At 40.4% G+C, this 19,759-nt stretch carries 21 protein-coding genes, 2 tRNA genes and 1 riboswitch; of the genes, 16 read left to right on the top strand and 7 right to left on the bottom strand.

The features are described 5' to 3' along the window. Together ftcD and hutI are read right to left on the bottom strand one after the other, a co-directional pair. Positions 1-1,695: a glutamate formimidoyltransferase gene (gene ftcD, locus AC0J2F_RS02205; protein WP_473008469.1), complete on the bottom strand. Its 1,695-nt coding sequence runs from the start codon at positions 1,693-1,695 to the stop codon at positions 1-3. Between the two features lie 5 nt (positions 1,696-1,700). Next, a complete protein-coding gene (gene hutI, locus AC0J2F_RS02200) occupies positions 1,701-2,942 on the bottom strand; it encodes an imidazolonepropionase (RefSeq protein WP_473008468.1) in 1,242 nt (413 codons plus the stop codon). Between the two features lie 95 nt (positions 2,943-3,037). On the opposite strand from hutI, the gene AC0J2F_RS02195 reads away from it, so the two are divergent. From AC0J2F_RS02195 to AC0J2F_RS02175, 5 genes are all read left to right on the top strand, one after another. After that, complete coding sequence (locus AC0J2F_RS02195; RefSeq protein WP_473008466.1) at positions 3,038-4,207, top strand: trans-sulfuration enzyme family protein; 1,170 nt, start codon at positions 3,038-3,040, stop codon at positions 4,205-4,207. A gap of 6 nt (positions 4,208-4,213) precedes the next feature. Further along, positions 4,214-4,930, top strand: coding sequence for a bacillithiol biosynthesis deacetylase BshB1 (bshB1, locus tag AC0J2F_RS02190; protein WP_473008465.1), 717 nt, complete (start codon positions 4,214-4,216; stop codon positions 4,928-4,930). An 89-nt stretch (positions 4,931-5,019) separates the two neighbouring features. Continuing rightward, a tRNA-His gene (locus tag AC0J2F_RS02185) sits at positions 5,020-5,095 on the top strand. A 597-nt stretch (positions 5,096-5,692) separates the two neighbouring features. Then, complete coding sequence (locus tag AC0J2F_RS02180) at positions 5,693-5,965, top strand: hypothetical protein (protein ID WP_473008464.1); 273 nt, start codon at positions 5,693-5,695, stop codon at positions 5,963-5,965. Between the two features lie 251 nt (positions 5,966-6,216). Further along, complete coding sequence (locus AC0J2F_RS02175; protein ID WP_473008462.1) at positions 6,217-6,885, top strand: TapB family protein; 669 nt, start codon at positions 6,217-6,219, stop codon at positions 6,883-6,885. 88 nt (positions 6,886-6,973) lie between these two features. On the opposite strand, the gene AC0J2F_RS02170 is transcribed toward AC0J2F_RS02175, so the two are convergent. The 3 genes from AC0J2F_RS02170 to AC0J2F_RS02160 all read right to left on the bottom strand — a co-directional run bounded on the left by AC0J2F_RS02170 (position 6,974) and on the right by AC0J2F_RS02160 (position 9,135). Next, positions 6,974-7,669 (bottom strand): helix-hairpin-helix domain-containing protein, encoded by a 696-nt coding sequence (locus AC0J2F_RS02170; protein WP_473008461.1) that lies wholly within the window; start codon positions 7,667-7,669, stop codon positions 6,974-6,976. Continuing rightward, positions 7,666-8,091, bottom strand: a complete 426-nt coding sequence (locus tag AC0J2F_RS02165) for a hypothetical protein (RefSeq protein ID WP_473008459.1) — start codon at positions 8,089-8,091, stop codon at positions 7,666-7,668. Before AC0J2F_RS02165 ends, AC0J2F_RS02170 begins: the two co-directional genes overlap by 4 nt. Positions 8,092-8,403: 312 nt before the next feature. Beyond that, entirely contained in the window at positions 8,404-9,135 is a 732-nt protein-coding gene (locus AC0J2F_RS02160) for a bacteriorhodopsin-like (RefSeq protein ID WP_473008458.1), read from the bottom strand. A gap of 104 nt (positions 9,136-9,239) precedes the next feature. Between AC0J2F_RS02160 and AC0J2F_RS02155 the strand changes: the two genes are divergently transcribed. Continuing rightward, the gene (locus tag AC0J2F_RS02155) at positions 9,240-10,124 is read left to right on the top strand and encodes a Brp/Blh family beta-carotene 15,15'-dioxygenase (RefSeq protein ID WP_473008456.1); all 885 of its coding nucleotides are present in this window, start codon (positions 9,240-9,242) and stop codon (positions 10,122-10,124) included. Between the two features lie 64 nt (positions 10,125-10,188). Here AC0J2F_RS02155 and AC0J2F_RS02150 read toward each other — a convergent pair whose 3' ends face one another. Then, complete coding sequence (locus AC0J2F_RS02150) at positions 10,189-11,205, bottom strand: M28 family metallopeptidase (protein ID WP_374960204.1); 1,017 nt, start codon at positions 11,203-11,205, stop codon at positions 10,189-10,191. Between the two features lie 187 nt (positions 11,206-11,392). Here AC0J2F_RS02150 and AC0J2F_RS02145 point away from each other — a divergent pair, with 187 nt between their 5' ends. From AC0J2F_RS02145 to AC0J2F_RS02100, 10 genes are all read left to right on the top strand, one after another. Further along, positions 11,393-11,803 carry a hypothetical protein gene (locus AC0J2F_RS02145; protein ID WP_473008455.1) on the top strand — a complete coding sequence of 137 codons (411 nt, stop codon included), beginning with the start codon at positions 11,393-11,395 and terminating at the stop codon, positions 11,801-11,803. Positions 11,804-11,806: 3 nt separating this feature from the next. Beyond that, positions 11,807-13,591, top strand: coding sequence for a hypothetical protein (locus tag AC0J2F_RS02140; RefSeq protein ID WP_473008454.1), 1,785 nt, complete (start codon positions 11,807-11,809; stop codon positions 13,589-13,591). Positions 13,592-13,649: 58 nt separating this feature from the next. Then, positions 13,650-13,734, top strand: a tRNA-Ser gene (locus tag AC0J2F_RS02135). Positions 13,735-14,218: 484 nt separating this feature from the next. After that, a riboswitch (SAM-I-IV-variant riboswitch) is annotated at positions 14,219-14,312 on the top strand. Positions 14,313-14,367: 55 nt separating this feature from the next. Continuing rightward, entirely contained in the window at positions 14,368-14,862 is a 495-nt protein-coding gene (locus AC0J2F_RS02130) for a hypothetical protein (RefSeq protein WP_473008452.1), read from the top strand. Positions 14,863-15,710: 848 nt separating this feature from the next. Further along, positions 15,711-16,256, top strand: coding sequence for a hypothetical protein (locus tag AC0J2F_RS02125; protein ID WP_473008451.1), 546 nt, complete (start codon positions 15,711-15,713; stop codon positions 16,254-16,256). 2 nt (positions 16,257-16,258) lie between these two features. Further along, positions 16,259-17,104, top strand: a complete 846-nt coding sequence (locus tag AC0J2F_RS02120) for a hypothetical protein (RefSeq protein ID WP_473008449.1) — start codon at positions 16,259-16,261, stop codon at positions 17,102-17,104. Positions 17,105-17,260: 156 nt separating this feature from the next. After that, positions 17,261-17,638 (top strand): hypothetical protein, encoded by a 378-nt coding sequence (locus tag AC0J2F_RS02115; protein ID WP_473008448.1) that lies wholly within the window; start codon positions 17,261-17,263, stop codon positions 17,636-17,638. A gap of 131 nt (positions 17,639-17,769) precedes the next feature. Then, a complete protein-coding gene (locus tag AC0J2F_RS02110; protein WP_473008446.1) occupies positions 17,770-17,970 on the top strand; it encodes a helix-turn-helix transcriptional regulator in 201 nt (66 codons plus the stop codon). A 42-nt stretch (positions 17,971-18,012) separates the two neighbouring features. Further along, positions 18,013-18,291, top strand: a complete 279-nt coding sequence (locus tag AC0J2F_RS02105) for a hypothetical protein (RefSeq protein ID WP_473008445.1) — start codon at positions 18,013-18,015, stop codon at positions 18,289-18,291. 182 nt (positions 18,292-18,473) lie between these two features. After that, positions 18,474-18,605 (top strand): hypothetical protein, encoded by a 132-nt coding sequence (locus AC0J2F_RS02100; RefSeq protein WP_473008443.1) that lies wholly within the window; start codon positions 18,474-18,476, stop codon positions 18,603-18,605. A gap of 256 nt (positions 18,606-18,861) precedes the next feature. Here the strand turns inward: AC0J2F_RS02100 and AC0J2F_RS02095 are convergent, their stop codons facing one another. After that, complete coding sequence (locus AC0J2F_RS02095; protein ID WP_473008441.1) at positions 18,862-19,755, bottom strand: PorP/SprF family type IX secretion system membrane protein; 894 nt, start codon at positions 19,753-19,755, stop codon at positions 18,862-18,864. Between the last annotated feature and the right edge of the window lie 4 nt (positions 19,756-19,759).

Genomic DNA, 19,759 nt, shown 5'->3' with positions numbered 1-19,759 from the left:
TTACATCTTTTCGTTCACCAGTGCGATAGTCTCATTTTCTATAGTGAGTGCTTCCTGGTAGATTGCTTCTGCACGCGCCAGTATGTTGTCTGCAAAGTCGCGATCCTTAAGGTCTTTGGCATTGATCCGCACATTGAAATAGGCGCCTAAAACGGCAGTTTTAGCGCAAAGTATGCCAACTGCTGAATCTGAAAGACAACTCTGCAAGCCGTCTTTAAGCATGGCCTGCATGACTTCCATAGAATCTAAAGCGGTTTGCATCACTTGGAAAGGAACCTCTGTAGCATATTGCGTTGCTGCCTCAATAGCCGCTTTGCGCGCCAACACATCTGCTTCACTGTCCTTAGGCAATCTAAAGGCATCCATGATCTTGTTAAAGGAGTTGGTGTCTTCATCCACCAAGAAAAGCAGCTTATCCTTGTAAGCCTGTCCTTTTTCTGCCCATTTAGAATAGAACTCCCATTTGTCGTCCCAGCCTGCTTTGTGAGCGGAGAGGTTAGCTACCATAGTTCCTAGAGCAGCGCCGAGCGTACCTACATAAGCAGCAATGGAACCTCCACCGGGAGCCATAGATTCTGAGGCCGTCTCCTCAGCAAAGCCACTAACCGTGAGATCGATCAATTTGTCCGCGGAATCATCCGCAAGCATATATTCAATGATACGCGCTTTTGGGTCAAAGGGTTTTAGATCGTCTAGCCCTAAAGACTTCACAGCGATCTTGATCTTTTCACTTTCTGAGATCCCTAAGGATCTGCTCTGCTTGGTCAGGTAAAAATCCGCAGCGTCTAACATGGCCTTAAGAGGAACCAAACCAACCAATTCCGAACCTGTTACACGCAAACCTCTGCGGTCTGCAGCTTTACAGGTCTCGTCAAAAGCAATGTGCATGGGTGTAATGGAAACATTGGTCAAATTGTAAGAGATCTGCGCAATGCCGTATTCTTCAATATACCAACCAATACCTTTTACTGCTTTTAATTTTCCTGGAATGAGTACCGGTTCACCGTTTTTGTCCAACACCTTTTTTCCTGTGATGGGATTACCGTCTCGCTTAACACGACCTCGCTCGCGAATGTCAAAGGCGATAGCGTTTGCACGGCGTGTAGAAGTGCTGTTCAGGTTTACGTTGTAGGCAATTAAAAAATCACGAGAGGCGATGGCGGTAACTCCTGTTTTAGCAACACGCTCATTGAACTCGGCTGGGCCAAAATCGGGAGTCCAATCAGGATCTACCAATTTAGTAGCTAAACCTTCATACTCACCTTCGCGGCAATTGGAGAGGTTTTTACGCTTCTCTTCTTTAGCAGCGGCTTCATAGAAATAACCGGGAATGCCCAGTTCTTTACCTACTCGAGCTCCTAGTTTATGAGCATATTGTGCAGTCTCTTCTAGGCTGATGTTGGCAATAGGCACCAAAGGACAAACGTCCGTAGCTCCAAAACGCGGATGCTCCCCGCTATGTTGGCGCATATCGATGAGTTCACTGGCCTTTTTGATCAAAAGGAATGCCGCTTCAATAACAGGCTCTGGCTCTCCCACAAAGGTTATCACCGTTCTGTTGGTGGCCGCTCCCGGATCAATATCCAAGAGTTTTACGCCAGGCACGGTCTCTACAATATGAGCGATTTCTTGAATTTTGTCTGCATCGCGTCCTTCACTGATATTAGGAACGCATTCAATGAGTTGTTTTTGCATTTTAGTTAGTTGGATGAATTAAGGCGTTGCCCGCCAATAATGACTTCTTTAATATGGTTCTGCCCAAAGGAGTAGGGCAAATATCCAATAGAAGGAATGTTTTCTGTAATGATCAGGTTGGCGCGTTTTCCTTTGGTAATACTGCCAACCTCATTTTCTAAGCCCATGGCATAGGCTCCGTTTATTGTGGCTGCGTTGATGGCTTCTTGTGGAGTCATCTTCATTTTGCTGCAGGCTGCAGATACCACAAAGTTCATATTGCCGCTTGGTGCAGACCCAGGATTGTAATCTGTGGCTAAAGCCAGAGGCAGTCCTGCATCTATGATTCGTCTTGCGGGCGTGTAAGGAATCCCCAAGAAAAAGGAGCAGCCTGGTAAAGCTACAGCCATGGTTTCACTGCCTTTAAGGGCCGTTAAGTCTGCCTTGGTAAATTCTTCTAAATGATCTACGCTTAGGGCATTATGGTCAACACCAAGTGCAACCCCGCCTTCTGCGGTAAATTGGTTGACATGGATCTTGGGTCGGAGTCCGTAAGCTGCCGCTGCTCCAAGTAGCTGATCGGTATCATTCAAGGAGAAATAGCCGTCCTCGCAAAAGATGTCAATATAGTCCGCTAGACCACTTTCTGCCACCTTGGGCAACATCTCATCTATGATGTGTGCTACATATGCTCCGGAAGTCTCAAAGGATTCCGGCACAGCATGTGCTGCCAAAAAACTGGTTCGCACAGGAATATTGAATGCTTCGCCCAATCTTCTAGCTACGCGTAACATGCGCATTTCTGCCTCAAGTTCTAAGCCGTAACCGCTTTTTATCTCAATGGCGCCAGTTCCCATGCGCATCACAGCTTTTAAACGCGCTGCGGATTGCTGGTATAGCTCTTCTTCGCTAGTATTTTGTAAGGTCTTTGCAGAGTTGAGTATACCTCCACCTGCTGCCGCAATCTCTTGGTAAGTCGCACCTTTTAGTCGCAGCTCGAATTCCTTTTCACGGTTGCCGGCATAGACCAGATGCGTGTGTGAATCGCACCAGGCAGGTAATACGTAAGATCCGTGTGCATCGATCACTTCTAAAGCGTCCTTTTCAGGACAAGTGTCCATGCTGCCAAAATCACTGATGTGACCATCTTTTAGGCTGATCCAAGCATTTTCCAATACAGGAAGTTCTTGCATTTGCGCACCACTGAGGTATTTCGGTGACTTTTCACGCACTTGGACTAGGCCTTTGATATTCTTTATAATGATCATGTGAACACTGCTGCAGTTGCAGGGTAAAGATAACAAAGCTCTCGCGAATTGAGTCTCACATTTTTCGTAATTTAGAAGCATAAAACTATAGGATCATGGCCCAAGGAAAACTCGGTTTAAATACCGTTTGTACGCACACAGGAGAAGTCCCTGATGAGCAGTTCAAAGGAGCGATATCGCCCATATATTTGAGCAGTTCTTACGCCTATGAAGGCGTTGATGTTAAGCGCTATCCGCGCTATTTCAATACGCCCAACCAAGAAGGACTGTCTAAAAAAGTAGCCGCACTAGAAGACACAGAGGCCGGCCTGATCTTTGGCAGTGGTATGGCTGCAGTAAGCACAACACTGATGGCCTTTTTGCAAAAAGGAGATCATGTGGTCTTGCAAGAGGCCCTCTACGGAGGTACTTATAATTTGGTGGTGGAGGAATTTGACAAGTTCGGGATTGCATACAGCTTTACCCAAGGCCTCAGTGAGGCGGCTTTTGAGGCTGCCATTACAGACAAGACCAAAGTGATCTATGTGGAAACGCCATCTAATCCGCTCATGAAGGTGACAGATCTGGCAATGATTGGTCGATTGGCTAAGAAACACGGCCTGGTTAGTATGATAGACAATACATTTGCATCTCCCATAAACCAGACACCCAAGGATTTTGGGATCGACATTATGATCCACAGTGCGACCAAGTATATGGGCGGGCACAGCGACATTTGTGCTGGTGCGGTAGCAGCTTCTCAGGAGCATATTGATAGGATCTGGAACTTGGCCAAGAACTTTGGTGGTAGCCTGAGCGATATGACCGTCTGGATGTTGGAACGCAGCATGAAGACCATGGCCTTGCGCGTAAAGCAGCAGAATAAGAACGCACTAGAGATGGCCAAATGGCTAGATACCCGTGAAGAAATAGGACGGGTGTATTATCCAGGTTTGGAGTCGCATCCAGATCACGAACTGGCTAAACGCCAAATGCGCGGATTTAGCGGCATGATGTCCTTTGAGCTGGCAGATGGTATCAATGCAGAGGCCTTTTTAGAAGCCTTTAGCTTAATAAAACCCTCGATGAGTTTGGCAGGAGTGGAGTCTACCATGTTGTTGCCTAGTAAGACCTCTCATTTCTTATTGGGAGAAGAAGAACGCGCCAGACAAGGAATCTCAGAACAACTTATTCGATTCTCTGTTGGTATAGAAGAGGTAGAAGACATTCAGGCCGATATAGTCGCTGCTTTGCAAAAGACAGCGCAAATACAAACTGTAAATTAAGAGCATTTGAAATTAGATATACTGGCCATAGGAGCGCATCCGGACGATGTTGAATTGGGTTGCGGAGCCACGGTGGCAAAAGAAATAGCAGCAGGCAAGAAAGTAGGTATCTTGGATCTTACTCGTGGAGAACTCGGCACCCGAGGAACCCCAGAGATCAGAGAGCAAGAGGCCAAGGCGGCTGCAGCAATATTAGGTGTTGAGGTGCGAGAGAATCTAGCCATTCCAGATGGGTTCTTTATCAATTCTAAAGAGAATCAGCTCAAGATCATTGAAGTATTGCGCAAGTACCAACCGGATATAGTGCTTTGCAATGCTGTAGACGACAGGCACATTGACCACGGCAAAGGCGCCAAACTGGCCAGCGATGCCTGTTTTTTGAGTGGTTTACGCCGGATAGAGACCACCCACAATGGACAGCAGCAACAAGCTTGGAGACCTAAATTGGTGTACCATTACATTCAATGGAAGAACTTAGAACCCGACTTTGTGGTAGATGTGGGCGATTTCATTAAAAAGAAAGAAGAGGCTGTCTTTGCCTATACGAGCCAGTTTTATGATCCGAATAGCGATGATCCGTCTACACCTATAAGCAGCTCTAATTTTAAAGAGAGCATAAGCTACAGAGCTAGAGACCTGGGGCGTTTGATAGATGCCGAATACGCCGAAGGATTCACGGTAGAACGCTATGTTGCCGTGGATAGCTTATACGATTTGAAGTAAAATTTTTTTGGCCCGCATATTGCGCTGTGGAATTAAAGTGATTATATTTGCCTCCGCTTATTAGCAAACCAGTATGATAAGCGAAAAATGGTGGTTGTAGCTCAGTTGGTTAGAGCGCTGGATTGTGGTTCCAGAGGTCGCCGGTTCGAACCCGGTCTTCCACCCAGTAAAGCCTTTGCGCATGCGCGCAAGGGCTTTTTATGTTCCAGCGCGCCAAGCTCGCTTGAGCGCGCGAAGGAACAAAAAAAGAACTGCAATCGCAGATTGCAGCGGGCTTTATTGGCAGTTTTCTCACATCCGGATCACGCCGAGCAGGGCGAGGCGTAACCTTCTGGAAGTTTTACTGAATCATTTTCTAAAACTGCCGGCGCGGCGGGCTGGCCCCTTCGCTAAAAACATCCATCGGATGTTTTTTAAACGCTCGGCCCCCACACGGATCACAGCCATTTACGAAGGAAATGGCTGTAACGCGAACCGTCGAGTTTTCGAACAAGTTTATGTCGAAATATCTCCTTATATTTCGATAGATAGTATATTCTAAATAAATCTCTCCCCAGCCATATTAACTATCAAATGAAAATTAATTTTAACATTCTCGTATTATTTTTTGTTTTCAATAGCTGCGCAGGCCAATTCAATTCTGATGATTGGAAGAATGCCTCGTCAGCTATAGAATCTCGAGAGAATATACGCAAGAATATGGTCCAAGACTTAATGGATAACCACTTAAAAGAATCGATGACTAAAGAACAGATTCTTTAGATGCTAGGCACTCCTAACAAAAGTTCTACTGAGAATCGTGTAGATCGGAACGTAGCGAAGACTTTACCGGATTCTCTATCGGCTAAAACAATAGTTAAACTTCCAAAGAAAGATCAAGCGAATCGAATAGAAGAACTGGCAAAATGGAGAAAAGCTCACGCAGAGACAATGGATTCGTTTATCTATAATATAGGTTGGGCTGAAATGGATCCGGTATTCTTGTATGTCCGCTTCGAAGATTCCAAGGTTATCGATTATTGGACAGGTAAGTGATACAACCCCGTACCCCCGCGCCAGCGATAGTAGCGTAAACCCCACAGCGAGTATAACGAGCGAGGAGTTGCAGCGAATAGCGCGACCGTGAAGTGAACTTGTTCTACTTCAAGGGGCGCCCACACAAATCCCAAATGTTACATAAGTAACGGGAATTGTTACAATAGACAGCTAATTGCAATTGCTTAGCTTATACTTTTACAAAAGGTCTTTGAAAGTCAAAGACCTGAGTGTTCAATAAAATATATCTAATGAAATCTATACTTGTTATTATAAGTTGTTTTATTCTAAGTTCCGGTCTGGCTCAGGACAATTGCAGTAGTTTTTACCCGACTACAGAAGGGCAGACACTGGTAATACATCAAATGGATAAAAGAGGTCGTTTGGAGACCATAGTGGATTACACCATCACCGATGTACATTTGGGTGGGATGACCATAAACACCGAGATCAAAGACAAACGCGGCAGGAGCATTACCCAAAGTAGTTTCGACGCTATTTGCGAGGGGGGAGTGACGCGTCTGGATCCGACCTCATTCATGTCTGCACAATTGCGACAGTATGAAGGGATGGAATACAGTATAACGGGAGACGATATCTTTTTTCCGAATTCCTTAAGTGTGGGCCAGGAGCTCCCAGATGCTTCGATAGAGATGCGCGTAGATGCAGGCGTAATGGCTATTACGACCACCATAAGCATGACAGATCGGAAGGTGATTGCCCTAGAAACCCTTACCACAGCAGCAGGAACCTTTGAATGCTATGTGGTGACCTATACCAACAGTGTTAGCGTTGGTGGCATGCGACAGAATTTGACTGCCAAACAATGGATAGCCGAAGGCGTAGGGATGGTAAAAGAAGAATCTTATAAGGCCAATGGCAATTTAATGACGCAAAGTGTATTGCATGAGATTCGATAGTGCAGCTAGTGAATTCTGCATTATCGGTTCTTAGAAAATTAAAAAGCCCTGAGTTATTTCAGGGCTTTTCGTTTTTATGTGTTTTGCGTTATTGCTTCAAATAAACCAATCGCTCCAAACGCGCCAATTCCTTGTCGTCTACATATTTTCCGATCTCTTTGCGGAACTGCTCCATACTGGTGTAGGGACGATATTCTTCGAACTCGTGAGTCATACGGTCACCAACACCCGGTAAGGCCTTGATATCTTCTTTAGAAGCAGTGTTGAGCTCAACCGGCACAAAGACATAGTTCAGGTAATATTCCACTTGCGCCTCGTCTACATATTTTCCGATCTCTTTGCGGAACTGCGCCACAGAGGTATAAGGTCTATACTCCTCAAACTCGTGGGCCATTTTATCGCCTACTCCCGGGATCTGTTTAAAATCGGCCTCAGCAGTGGTGTTTAGGTTAAAGGGAACAAAGATCTTTTTGTACATATTCTCTTTGCTAACGTCTTCTCCTAATTGCGCAGCAAAATCGGCAAGTGTCAAATACGGACGGTTCTCGATCACCTTTGTGGCAAGTTCCTCTGACATACCAATACCTTTAAGTTCTTCTGCCGTGGCCAGGTTTGCGTTTAAAACAACGGTAGCTGTATTTTCAGTTGCTTCGGATTTTTGCTCCGTAGCAGTAGTTTCTGTGGTAGTTTCTGCTGTGGTCTCTGCCTGTTTTTCTGACTTACATGCAGTAAAGCTCAGGGATGCAACTAGGGTCACTAAGAATAATTTGTGCAAAGTTTTCATGATTTTTTATTGATTAATAAGGTGTACGAATATCCAATTAGGGCTAATGCGATCATACTGCCAGGGGCTAGAGCAGGTAAGGCTCCGGCCAGACTTTCGGTAAATAGCTCCCAGCCGGCAGCTCCGGGTTTCATCTCCAATTCAAACTCGTAATTGGCTTCTAGATGAAGATAGATTCCCACCAGACCGCTTAAGGCATTTAAACCTAAAACGGTTTTAAAGACAACAAGGCTTTGGCTACTTGGTCTAAGCAAAACTACTATAAAACTCAGTAGGGCAGCTGCCAGACAGAGTAGCGGAATAAGCTGTAAGCTATCTTCGTAATGATCTAACAGATAAAGCTCCATAGCCGTACCTATCACCATAAAAAGTAGGGCGACAATTAGGATTTTATTGACCGATCTGTGCTGTGTTTTTCGCATAAGCCAGACAAAAGTACGGTAGCCTTTTGGCTTAAAAAAATTATTTAGACAAATTCTAAATAAAAGTTTTGAGCCCCGGTTTGCAGTTTCAGATTTGCTTTTTAATTCAAGGATTTGATTACCCATATCAATGCAAATCTCAGGACCATTGTAATCTCCTTGATTAGCGAAGCATTACTAGTTCATGTTCTATGAACCCTACAACATATATATCGTGATCTTCATGAAATTAGAGCAAAAGAAAACCCTCCACGATAGCCTGGAGGGTTTTCAACATGCGCCTAAAGCGCAAATCACATAAGTGGGTGTGCTTTACTGGTCTGTTGAAGTTTGTTGCACTGCTAGGTTGTAAATTACAAGCCCAAATCCGATCTTGTTGATCGCATCTGCAATATTGTAGAATACGTCCATGCTCAATCCGCCAAAAATTCCCTCATACCATCCTGGGGTGCCAGCCATGTAACCGATTGGGTAAATTGCCCATCCGACCAACACGAACCAACAAAGGATCTTGTGTGAGCTCGCTACTGAACCACCAGCTTCTTTGGCAAGCTTTGCAGCGCCACCAAGCCAGATCTCGTAAACAATAACGAAGTAAGCGATACCAGAGATAAGACCCCATAACCAGGCATTGTCTCTGTCCACACCTTCTCCCCAGTATCCTGTTACCAACATCACTACAGAAAGCAAGATAAGCTTCCACATCAGTGATTTTTTGGCTCCGGCCACTTTGAGGATCAAGTAGAACTCCACACACATTAGTGGAACGGTAAGAATCCAATCCACATAACGGAAGAAGGTTGGCGATTCCATATTGGTTGCCCAATAATCGCGCATGTACCAATAGTGTACTGCAGCTATGAAAGTAATAAGACCAGAAACGAGAATCGAAGTTCTCCATTTGCGGTCAAAACTGTTCATAGACAAAAAGAAGAAGGCAGAAGCTGCCATCATAGCCATACACCCTACAAAGAAGGTGAAGCCTACGTAATCGTCTGGCGCCAACTTAGGAACCAGTGAAATAAGGTTAGCAAAATTTTCCATATACGTATGAATTATTAAATAAAAGGTTGAAATAAAATTACAAATAATTAAACAAAAAACACGTACTTTGTTTAATAAATTAACATATTCATTAAACATTATAAATGGTCAAAACACGGGAAATACTGATTATCATTACGTTTTTCAGCCTTTGGCTAACGAATTATTTTGAGGCTGGATCGCAGTCAATTTTAGCATTTAGCTTGCTATTTTCTGTAGGTTTATTGCACGGGTCTAACGATTTACAACTTTTAGGGCGTACGTTTTTTAAAGAGAAAAAGGCGACTTTTTACACTAGACTAGCACTTTATTTAGGCGTAGTTTTTGCTGCATTCACTTTGTTCTTTTTGGTGCCTTTTGTTGCGCTTATCCTGTTTATAGGAGTAAGTGGATATCATTTCGGAGAACAACACTGGGACGAATACTTAGGCAGAAGCCCGCTAAATAAGCTGTTCTTTGCGGCCTATGGCTTGGGTATATTGTTCTTACTTTTCTTTTTGAATCCGGTGGAGACTAGCCAGGTAATAGAACAGTTGACACAGTTTGCAGTACCCAAAATGTGGTACGCTTACGGGCTTTTAGTTTCGGCGGGCTTTTTTGCTGTTATTTTACCTTATTATATAGGAGCTAAAAGGATCAGTCCTCCGAAGGCGTTTCAAGAGCTCTTTTTACTTCTGGTGTTTGCGATTCTATTTCGATGGGCATCTTTGGTATGGGCCTTTACTATATACTTTATCTTCTGGCACAGCGTGCCCTCTATAAAAGAGCAGGTCGCTTATCTATACGGCAAGGTCAATAAACAAAGTGTGAAGAATTACCTGCGCGGAGCTATTTGGGTGTGGTTGGCGTCTATTGTTGGTTTGGTGGTTTTCTTTAAGCTGATGGAAGGCGGGAATCAATCCTTTCTCACCATTTTCTTTTCGTTCTTAGGAGCTATTACCTTTGCTCATACGGTTATCATAGCGCGTATGTTTGATCAGCAGGAATAGTAATTGAAATTAAAAGCACAAAAAAACCGGCACTAGGCCGGTTTTTATTTTTAAAACTGTGTGCTTAAGGCTTAACCTTATCCGCAGTGATTCTACCTTCGCGATTGGCTACTTCCCAAGCAGTTAGGAAGATAAGTTGCGCACGCTTGGCCATAAGTTCGTATTCGATCTTGTCTGGCGTGTCTGTGATCTGGTGATAATCTTCGTGAGTACCGTTAAAGTAGAAGATGATCGGAATATTGTTCTTGGCAAAGTTGTAGTGATCTGAACGGTAGTAAAAACGATTGGGATCATTTTCGTCATTATAGGTGTAATCCAACTCCAAGTTTACGTATTTGCTGTTGATCATCTCAGAAACATCGTGCAACTCTTGACTCAACTTATCGCTACCGATTAAGTAGATATAATCAGGTCCGCCGGCCTTGTCTGGGTCTATACGACCAATCATATCTGTGTTTAGGTTACAAACCGTGTTCGCTAGTGGATAAACTGGATTATCGGTATAGTAACGCGACCCGTACAAGCCAATTTCTTCACCGGTAACGTGCAAGAATAGAATGGAACGCTTAGGACCATTACCTTCCTTTACGGCTTGTTGGAAAGCCTGAGCCATTTCTAACATAGATACGGTTCCGCTTCCGTCATCGTCTGCACCGTTAAAGACATTACCTTTTTTGTCCATGCCCACATGGTCGTAATGTGCAGAAAGGACGATCACCTCGTCAGGGAATTCAGATCCTTTAATAAAGGCTAATACGTTTTCTGAATCTTTAGGATCTCTGGCGCGAGAAAAATAGCTAGCGGGAATCTCTTGATAGTAGTCCTCTGCAGTAACACCTCCGGCAATGCCTTCTGCCTTGTAGAAGTTCACCAAATATTCTGCCGCCATTTTTTGACCTTCTGATCCTGTCATGCGCCCTTGCATTTCATCGCTGGCAAAGGTGTACAAATGCGATTTAAGGTCGTCTACGGTAATGGTCGAAGCATAATCGACATTGGTCTTGGTGACTTTTTTTGCATTTTGAGCCGGTCCGCAGCTAATGACAAAGCCCGTAAGTAGCGCTAATAAAGTGTATTTCATTCTGAGTTTATTTGCTTGATTTTGATCGCTAAAGATAACAGAATCCCTCAGTCTTTTCTGTGAAATATTTGTGAAAACAATCCGTAACTCCAACTAGGTGAAAACCCTTGATTTTTAAAAATACCCGCTAGGGGGGAGCGATTTTTCAATGGCTCCCTGTATCTTTAAGTCAACTAAACGCACTACCATGGCACTATTGAATACTACCATTATCAACATCCAAGATCAGGCAGTGGCCAAACAGCAATACGATAATTTAAATACACAAAAATGTATTTTGTTAGTTGTCTTAGGTGATTCTGAAAATATTGCAGAAGGAGTATCACTGGCTGACGAACTAGCAGATACCTCTCCTGGAGGGTTTACTCGTAAGGTGATGTGGGTCAAAGATTTTGTTACCCTTAAGGCAGACTTGGAACCTTATTTAACTGCTGCGAGCATTATTGAAGACGATACCCCCTATGAAGAGATTAAAGTGTTTTGCCTTTCCTTAAAACCGCGCAAGGCCAACTCCAGAATCCATAAGAACGGTCAAATGACCTTTGTTAAACTCGAGAAACTTTATGTAGAAGCAGAGTCTCAATCTATAGATCAATAAATCATGAAAAAATTCCTCCTACCGCTTTGCTTATTGATTCTGAATTTTGGGCAGGCCCAGTCAATTATTACCATGATTGAAAAGACCAGTTATGATTCCGATACGGTTCATAAATCTGGACCACAAATTGTGGATATCAACGGAAGTTTGAGCCTTTACATCAATAAAGAACTTTTGGCAGAAAAGATAGCGGCTGAATATCCGCAGTACAAGGCATCTATTGATTTACAGAATAAGATCGATGCTTTAGATTCAGCCTTGTCTTTACAAGAACAAATATTTGCTGACGTTAAGCGAACCACACTCAATACAGGAGACTTAAATGCTTTGTATTCTGGCCTCAATCAATTTTATCAGACCCTTGACACGCCGTCAAATGCGGCTTTGGCTACCGAGGTAAACGACTTATTCAATGATTGGCGCGCGCTTTACGGTCGCAACGGGATTAGCCCCAGCGAGGATGTTCCTAAGGAAGTTTACATATTGTCTCGACTCAATGATCAATTGGGGCAGCTTAAAACCGATCTGGAAAATAGTTCAGGCAAGTCCTACAGTATTAGCTTGACGGCCTACATGAGCAGCAAATTAGGCTCTGATCGTGTACATATTGAAAATTTTGACAACATAAAAGAGAAGGAGATCTACACGGTAGAGCGCTGGGTTACTACACTCAGCGATGATCAATTGAAACAACTTCAAAGCTTAAAGGAGCGCGCAAAAAAATACAATGCAGAGGCACCTAAGGTTTTTGAACAGCTCAAGCAAAGTCTGTTGCAAAACTTTCCCGATTTGGCCTGCATTGAGAGTGCCAAAACTGCTATTGTTGATTTTGTTAACTCCAACCCATTAGGCAGTGTAGAGGCTGCATTGAAGGATAAAGCCAATGAGGTAGTAGCCGAGTATACCGCAATAGTGTCATTAATAAACAATGCGAAAGCGCAAATATCGTCCTGGAATATTGAATCGGTCTTTGAAATATTGGGCCTTGTACAGTCCTTGCAAGGAAAGCTAAAGGATATTGAGCAAACATTCATGAATTTTCAAAGCATTTTGGACACGCTACAGCAATTAAAAGATAAAGCTGCAGCGCTTTACATGGATGCGGAAAACTGTTATGGTAGCCTAAGCGATGCCGTGAATGCCATTGGCCGCATGACTGGCTTGTTGAAGAATCAAAGTGATCGTTATAAGGACAATTTGGATTTGGGAGATGAGATTTTAAAATTCACCTTGAATGATCTGCCTAGTGAGGGATTTATTAGACTCAAAGGTGCCGGCCCACGTGAAGCAGGTGATAACCTGGAAATAACCCTTCTCCTGCTATTACCAAAATCAGACACCCCAGAGAATGCGGCAGCGACGGTTGCTTACGACCCGCGTAGACTGGAAGCATGGGATTTACAGATGGAGATCATTGGTCTTAGATCTGAAACCTCTGTAGGGATCATTATGGCCGAGCCATTGAACGCTGAAAAATTGCATGGAGCACTGCCCGACGACCGTCGTTTCTTATATGCGCCTTCTGCGTCGCTTTTACTCAAGATTGGGTCTAGAAAACACCGTTGGTACAATGATTTTGTTGACCTCGGTTTGGGAATAGCGGTTTCCACTCCTGACTTTAATACAGACGGGACTCCTGAGTTTGGAGTGGGAGGTATGCTAACGGTCTTTAAAGACATACTTAGTGTAGGATATAGTTATAATGTTACTCTTGATGTTCCTTATTGGCACTTTGGTATAAACTTGCCGTTCAATTTGCCAGGGATTCCGCTCAATGCGCCCAAATAAAAAACAACACTTTTCTTTTTTATAAAACAAAGGAGTGATTATATTTGCATCCGCTAAAGGAGAAATGGCAGAGTGGTCGAATGCGGCAGTCTTGAAAACTGTTGAGGGTCACACCTCCGGGGGTTCGAATCCCTCTTTCTCCGCTACTGAAAACCGTAATTACTTTATTTATAAGTTTTTACGGTTTTTTATTTCCGTATTTAGTCAGTTATCAGTCAGCTATTGGTTAAATATACAGTTTTTTATTATTCCAGTACTTGCTAAACAATTACCATAATACAATACTGCCGTCAATTTAATACTTGTTTTTAATAATAGCATTTAACAAAGGTTTACTGCCAATTTTTCTTTTGTATTACTGCGCATTAAAACAATACTTTCCTATACATTGATAAAGCACATAAGGAAGTACCCTAACTACTAATAACTCTCTATTAAAAAAAACTCCAATAAAAAACCTAAAAATTCCAACCATATTACCCAAAAACTCATCCCCACTATTGAATTTAAAGTCGTTTTCCTTTTAGGGGGTGCCATCATAAAATAGGTATATTGACCGAAAGCGATAAGAAAGAAACACTAAAAAATCTGCAATTAGTTTTTTTTAATGAATTAAATTCTATTTTTACTTAGTATTTCGAACCCTTTTATGGGTACCAACCGAGTGTAGACACCACGGTGGTCAAACAATACGGACGACAAGTCAAAATAAACGTCACTATTCCTATTGCTTTTTCGAGATACAAATAATGTTTGTTTAACTAAATTTTATTTGTATGAAAATTAAATCTATTTCACAGTTCAAAGAAGGATATGGTATATTCCCTTACATAGAACTATTCCCAACTGTTCAATCTGGAAATACATATGTTCAAATTCCGATTCACTTTGTCTGTGAAGAAGAAGAAGAAATTGATGTGAAAAAATACCCAGGTACTGAATTAATAATTAGTTCAAATGATTTTCAATCTTTAGATAGAAAAGAGTTAATAGAAATCTATGAAGAAGAACTAAAAGCGTTAACCCAATGGATAATTGATCGAGCTAAAGAAAACTGGAAAAAAGAATTCACTGCCTATCTTGTTTTAAAAAGAGATAAAAGTTACTTCTTTACTTATGTTGGTGAATATGAACTACAAAATAGTATTCCTTCTGGAGGATGGCTACATGACCAACAGCACAATTTACTAGCCTATAATAGAGACCACTACCTTGATGAATTGAACGACAATGATGATCCAAATTTATGTGTTGATTATTGGCCTTACTAATTTTAAAAAAAAACAATAAGACAACTAAAATCATAAAAAAGTCAGTTGCTCCATTTTCAGCAGTTGTTACAATAAGTTTGGAAGAAGGATATTCAGGTAAGAAAATATCAAAACAAGTTGTTATTACATGTATCCAAGAATATCAAGTTAAACTCATTGATGATCAGCTATTTTTTATCAGCTAAAATAACAGAATGTGAAATTGTAATTTTTAAGCTTAATGAAGTTTATGCGACAGAACCAAACCACCATTACAAAAGATATAGATATTAATTAAATAAAATCATATGAATTTAAATAAGATACAAGAGTCAATAGATGACACTAATACTAAAACAATTGAATACAATGCCAATACCTTCATAGTAGCAAACCATGAAGAGAATGGCAAAAACCTCTTCATAAACATTAACAATACAAACGGGAACACGATTCTCGACTTTTCAAAAGCATATGACTACATAGTGCTCTGTTACGACACTATTGGAGAACTAAAGAGCAGACACTATGCTATTAAAAGTAAGGGGAGTTTTATGATACAGACACCCTATAATAGCATACATCTAGTTCTACTCGATACAATTAGCAATAAAAACAAATACAATGAATAATAAAAATCACCCCATGTGGGAACATATCAACGCCTCGCTTGAAGAAAAGGTGCAAATTTTGGCTCAAAACCCCTATCGCTTTATATTGGACTCAATGTATGGGCTTTTAGAAACAGTCGACAGGAAATATTAAAAGACTACCTTAAGCAAGCCATTGCTCTTGAAGATTTTGAGCTTTGTCAAAAAATAAAGGAGGTAAAAACTTTCATAGGATTTGTAAATAACCATGACACCAACATGGATTATGTCTTTATATTTGAAACTGAAGAAACCATGTGGGATGTTGCCGTTAGGTATTACTTAAAAAAAGAAGGTGACCTATTAAAGCTCTATACCACCAACGATACCAATGAGGAATATTTTGACTGTGATGAATCACTGAAAATAAACGATTACTTGAACAAAAAGGATGTTATTGAACTTCTTGAAGAATACTTTGATAAGGGACAAGCGTTTGGTGGGCTACCAAGGTTCAGGAAAGAGGGGTTATTGTATGAAAAGGAGTTTTATGCCATCATTGATAGTGTAAAAGAAAAAAGGGAGCAATATATTAAGAGAGCAAAAGAACTAAAAACACCCTTTATTGACTATCTTGAAAAAGTGAATCTTGAACCCATTCCAGATGGTAAAAATGAATACCAATGGTTAGCTAAATGCCCCTATTCCGAGGGTAAACATTACATAATGGTCTCTACAAAAAACGACACCTATGGATGTGGCTGGTGCAGAAAAAAAGGGAATCAAAAGGATTTGGAAGACTATTTGGAAACAAAAACAAACTAATTATGAAACTGCATCATTTAGAGGAAATACTGAGCAACAGGAAACCTACCCTTGAATGGATCCATGACTTTATGGAGAATCAAGAGTACGGTAAATATAGGTTTAAGTATTATTGTAAAGATGGTATCTGTCTCGGAGCTGATTTTGATTTTATATCAGAATGTATTGACCTGGTCGATGATGTCGATGAGTTCAATGCCATTGAAAAAAATAGGGTACCCTTGTTTTTGGGTTCAACACCCGAGCTTTTGCCAGGACAGTTATCAAATGAAGGTGTACAGCTTAAAATGCCCTTGATTGCCATCCTTAACAGGACCCTGGTAACGAACAAGACCCTTGGACTGGGATTCTATTCCATCAAACCGAAAAAAAGCAACGAAAGGGCCTATTTGAGAAGACGTGAACTTGTGTTTTTCAATAACCCAGATTATGAGGAAATCAATATCACGGGAAACATAAAAAAAGTACCCATCGATAATTTTAAGTCCGAAATCACCATTGGACTGGAAGAGGGCTATACCCAGAAAGAGATTGACAAATCCGAGGTGATTGGATATATACAGCAATTCCAGGACAACCTAATCGAAAAAGGGGATATTTACGTATCTGCAAAAGTAACGGCCTGTGATATCGTTATGTCTGGACAAGTAGAACCACACCTTACCATTTCCCTTAGCAACCATCCAAAATTTTCATTATCCAAAGATAAGTTCAAGGATATTGTGGAACAACTTGGAAGATATTTGATGGAAAGGTTCAAGCAAAACAGAATTGTGGTGATGCATTCTGATGAAACGGTCATGTTAGAAAAGGATGACCAAATAGATGGTAGGATTAAATCAAAATAACAGATATGTTGTTCAATTTCGGAAAACCAAAAAAACTGCCCCTTGAACTGATATGGGAGATGTTCATTAATGAAGAGGAGTGCGATGAATATGATAACATTGAATTTGATGACCCTTTAAAAAAGGAGTTTCACTCATCCTTTAAGAGCATTAAACATGAAAAATGATTTAATTATGATGAGCCAGAAGAAATTGAAATATCTTAATTACTTGCCAAAACCAATTCATATTGATGAGAGCCAATATGATTTGGTAGATGATGGTGAATTTTTTGAAAAAGATCATCGCATAACTCTAGTAATGGTTACACAGTTCGGTATTTTTCCCACAAAAGGACAATATAAGGACAAACCCAAGAAAGATGTTAGAGTACTTGAGGGATTAGAAAATCAGACTGTGACTTTTTTTTGGAAAACCTACTTAGGTAATACGGAATTAAAAGGTATTGTTATGATGTATGCTGATGAGCATCTTGTGGAAAAGTTGATTAAGGACCAGAGCATATTTGATGAATTATTTAAACAATACCCTTAATTAGATTATTTTTAAACTAATGGTAAAGATTCATTTAAATCACACATCAAAATAAATTTATATAAATACAACAAAATATTGTGTATTAATTACAAAAGTATTAGATTTTATTTTACACAAATTTTAGCGTCATGAATCGAATCAAAGATGTTTTGGAAGAAAAAGGTATTAAACAAAAATGGCTTGCTGAGAAGCTTGGTAAAAGTTTTAATTCCGTTAACAGTTATGTTCAAAATCGACAACAACCAAGGTTAGAGATATTGAACCAAATTGCTAAGATTTTGGATGTTGATATTGAAGATCTAATTATATCCAATAAACCTAAAAAGTAATTTGGACTAACTGATCAATTTTGACTTAATAACTGATTTTTCTTGAACAATACACTTAAAATACCTGTTATAGATTTGTTTGCTGGCCCAGGAGGTCTTGGTGAAGGTTTTATGTCATTAAAAGATGAGAAAGGAAACTCCATTTTTGACATTAAACTGTCCATTGAGAAAGATGAAAATGCACATAAAACATTAACCCTAAGAAGTTTTTATAGACAGTTTGTTAAAAACAATGAAAGAGTCCCAGACGACTATTATAAAGCCTTAATGGAACCTGATTTGACAAAACGTGAAAAACAAATTGAAGAAATGTTAGAATAGATGAGTTAATGATGAGAAAAATGTTTGAATGGGATTCTACTGCAAAAATTTTAAGTAACAAGGAACGCACTTATATAGCTGATTTTGCTTGGGGACTAAAAAAACTAAATAGTTTTCACGAAAAAAATGTCAAGAGACATCTAGAAACACTTTCAAAAAATGGCTTTAAAATATATTAGAAAATGGCAGAACGTTCAAAAGAATTAATTCAAGTTGAATATTATTTATCTAAATACGGTCAAGAAGATCTACCAAAGAGGCTAGAAACAGATAAATGGAATGAAGCTTACGTTTTTAGGAAAGGCTACAACTAAATATTACTCTATGATGAGGGTTTTATAATATTTTCTGTAGCTTAATCTACCAAATCATACAAAAATCGTACAATTAATAAAAATAAAAATCCGTAAAAGCTTCTAATTTAGCTATTTACGGATTTTAAAAGTACACCCCATTGAGCTATTTTCGAAACAAAACCTCTATTTTTTAAACATAATTTTAGAATCTTTTTGAAAACAAAACCCCGCAAACTAGGTAGCGGGGTTTTCTATTTACTGTTATGATTATTCTCTAAAAATTATAACGTAGTGCAAACTCATGGGTCTTTCCAATATCAGCCAAGGCTGCTCTTGTACTTCTCTCATAGCCCCATCCAAAAGTTAAGTTATTGCCTTCATACTCCATCAAATTAAATTCAGCAATGATAGCATATGATTCATCGGTTCTGTAACTCCCCCCTAAATTGAAAATTTCTTTGAAAATAACCATCGTGTTAAAATCATAGGATGAAGGTGCTCCTTCTACAATTCGTGCAAACACCCTTGGCTGAAGCGCAATCTGATCCGACAAATCAAAACTATTGGTAAGTCCTAAATAAAAATGTGGACGATCCGTAGCTTGTGTGGCACGACCCCTATCGTTTTTATAACGCTCGGTATTCAACATTCTTGGAACTGACACATTCAACTCCCATTTTTTGTGATGCAAAGAAAACCCGACTCCTACATTAGGTAAAAATCTACTAAATGATTCCAAAGCCGGATCAAATAAGACATTATAGGTCAATAGCCCAGAGGTGTTAACACTATAATTATTGCCTCCACCTTTAAGTCCAAGGTATAAACTTGTATCTTCATTAAACTTCAACTTGTAAGAAAAATCTATGCTGATAAAAGTGGATTTTTCAATAAAGGTCTTATCTTGAATTAAACTTAATCCTAAACCTACATTTTTACCCATCGCTCTGCTGTAGGCAAAGAAATAAGTGGTGGGAGCATCCGTAATTCCTGACCACTGCTGACGAGTAGCTAAAGCTACATGTGACGTTCCATCAACACCAACTGTAGCTGGATTGTAAACTGTGGGTAATGTCCAATATTGTGAGAACATACCCTCTTGCTGAGCATTTAACCCTTCAAACAAAAGAGCTGTAAATGCAAATACTACTATATATTTAATTTTCATTATC

The organism is Gilvibacter sp. CC01, assembly GCF_055755295.1.
Note: the sequence above shows the minus strand (reverse complement) of the source record. Positions and strands in the feature narration are given on the sequence as shown.

What these genes read in the sequence shown, in the direction of transcription:
- AC0J2F_RS02175 (WP_473008462.1), top strand. Translation starts at nt 6,217, where the DNA reads ATGAAATCTATACTTGTTATTATAAGTTGTTTTATTCTAAGTTCCGGT.
- AC0J2F_RS02125 (WP_473008451.1), top strand. Translation starts at nt 15,711, where the DNA reads ATGGATTATGTCTTTATATTTGAAACTGAAGAAACCATGTGGGATGTT.
- ftcD (WP_473008469.1), bottom strand. Translation starts at nt 1,695, where the DNA reads ATGCAAAAACAACTCATTGAATGCGTTCCTAATATCAGTGAAGGACGC.
- AC0J2F_RS02155 (WP_473008456.1), top strand. Translation starts at nt 9,240, where the DNA reads ATGGTCAAAACACGGGAAATACTGATTATCATTACGTTTTTCAGCCTT.
- AC0J2F_RS02160 (WP_473008458.1), bottom strand. Translation starts at nt 9,135, where the DNA reads ATGGAAAATTTTGCTAACCTTATTTCACTGGTTCCTAAGTTGGCGCCA.
- AC0J2F_RS02095 (WP_473008441.1), bottom strand. Translation starts at nt 19,755, where the DNA reads ATGAAAATTAAATATATAGTAGTATTTGCATTTACAGCTCTTTTGTTT.
- AC0J2F_RS02130 (WP_473008452.1), top strand. Translation starts at nt 14,368, where the DNA reads ATGAAAATTAAATCTATTTCACAGTTCAAAGAAGGATATGGTATATTC.
- AC0J2F_RS02110 (WP_473008446.1), top strand. Translation starts at nt 17,770, where the DNA reads ATGAATCGAATCAAAGATGTTTTGGAAGAAAAAGGTATTAAACAAAAA.
- AC0J2F_RS02150 (WP_374960204.1), bottom strand. Translation starts at nt 11,205, where the DNA reads ATGAAATACACTTTATTAGCGCTACTTACGGGCTTTGTCATTAGCTGC.
- AC0J2F_RS02170 (WP_473008461.1), bottom strand. Translation starts at nt 7,669, where the DNA reads ATGAAAACTTTGCACAAATTATTCTTAGTGACCCTAGTTGCATCCCTG.
- AC0J2F_RS02120 (WP_473008449.1), top strand. Translation starts at nt 16,259, where the DNA reads ATGAAACTGCATCATTTAGAGGAAATACTGAGCAACAGGAAACCTACC.
- AC0J2F_RS02195 (WP_473008466.1), top strand. Translation starts at nt 3,038, where the DNA reads ATGGCCCAAGGAAAACTCGGTTTAAATACCGTTTGTACGCACACAGGA.
- AC0J2F_RS02140 (WP_473008454.1), top strand. Translation starts at nt 11,807, where the DNA reads ATGAAAAAATTCCTCCTACCGCTTTGCTTATTGATTCTGAATTTTGGG.
- AC0J2F_RS02145 (WP_473008455.1), top strand. Translation starts at nt 11,393, where the DNA reads ATGGCACTATTGAATACTACCATTATCAACATCCAAGATCAGGCAGTG.
- AC0J2F_RS02115 (WP_473008448.1), top strand. Translation starts at nt 17,261, where the DNA reads ATGAAAAATGATTTAATTATGATGAGCCAGAAGAAATTGAAATATCTT.
- hutI (WP_473008468.1), bottom strand. Translation starts at nt 2,942, where the DNA reads ATGATCATTATAAAGAATATCAAAGGCCTAGTCCAAGTGCGTGAAAAG.
- AC0J2F_RS02165 (WP_473008459.1), bottom strand. Translation starts at nt 8,091, where the DNA reads ATGCGAAAAACACAGCACAGATCGGTCAATAAAATCCTAATTGTCGCC.
- AC0J2F_RS02100 (WP_473008443.1), top strand. Translation starts at nt 18,474, where the DNA reads ATGGCAGAACGTTCAAAAGAATTAATTCAAGTTGAATATTATTTATCT.
- AC0J2F_RS02180 (WP_473008464.1), top strand. Translation starts at nt 5,693, where the DNA reads ATGCTAGGCACTCCTAACAAAAGTTCTACTGAGAATCGTGTAGATCGG.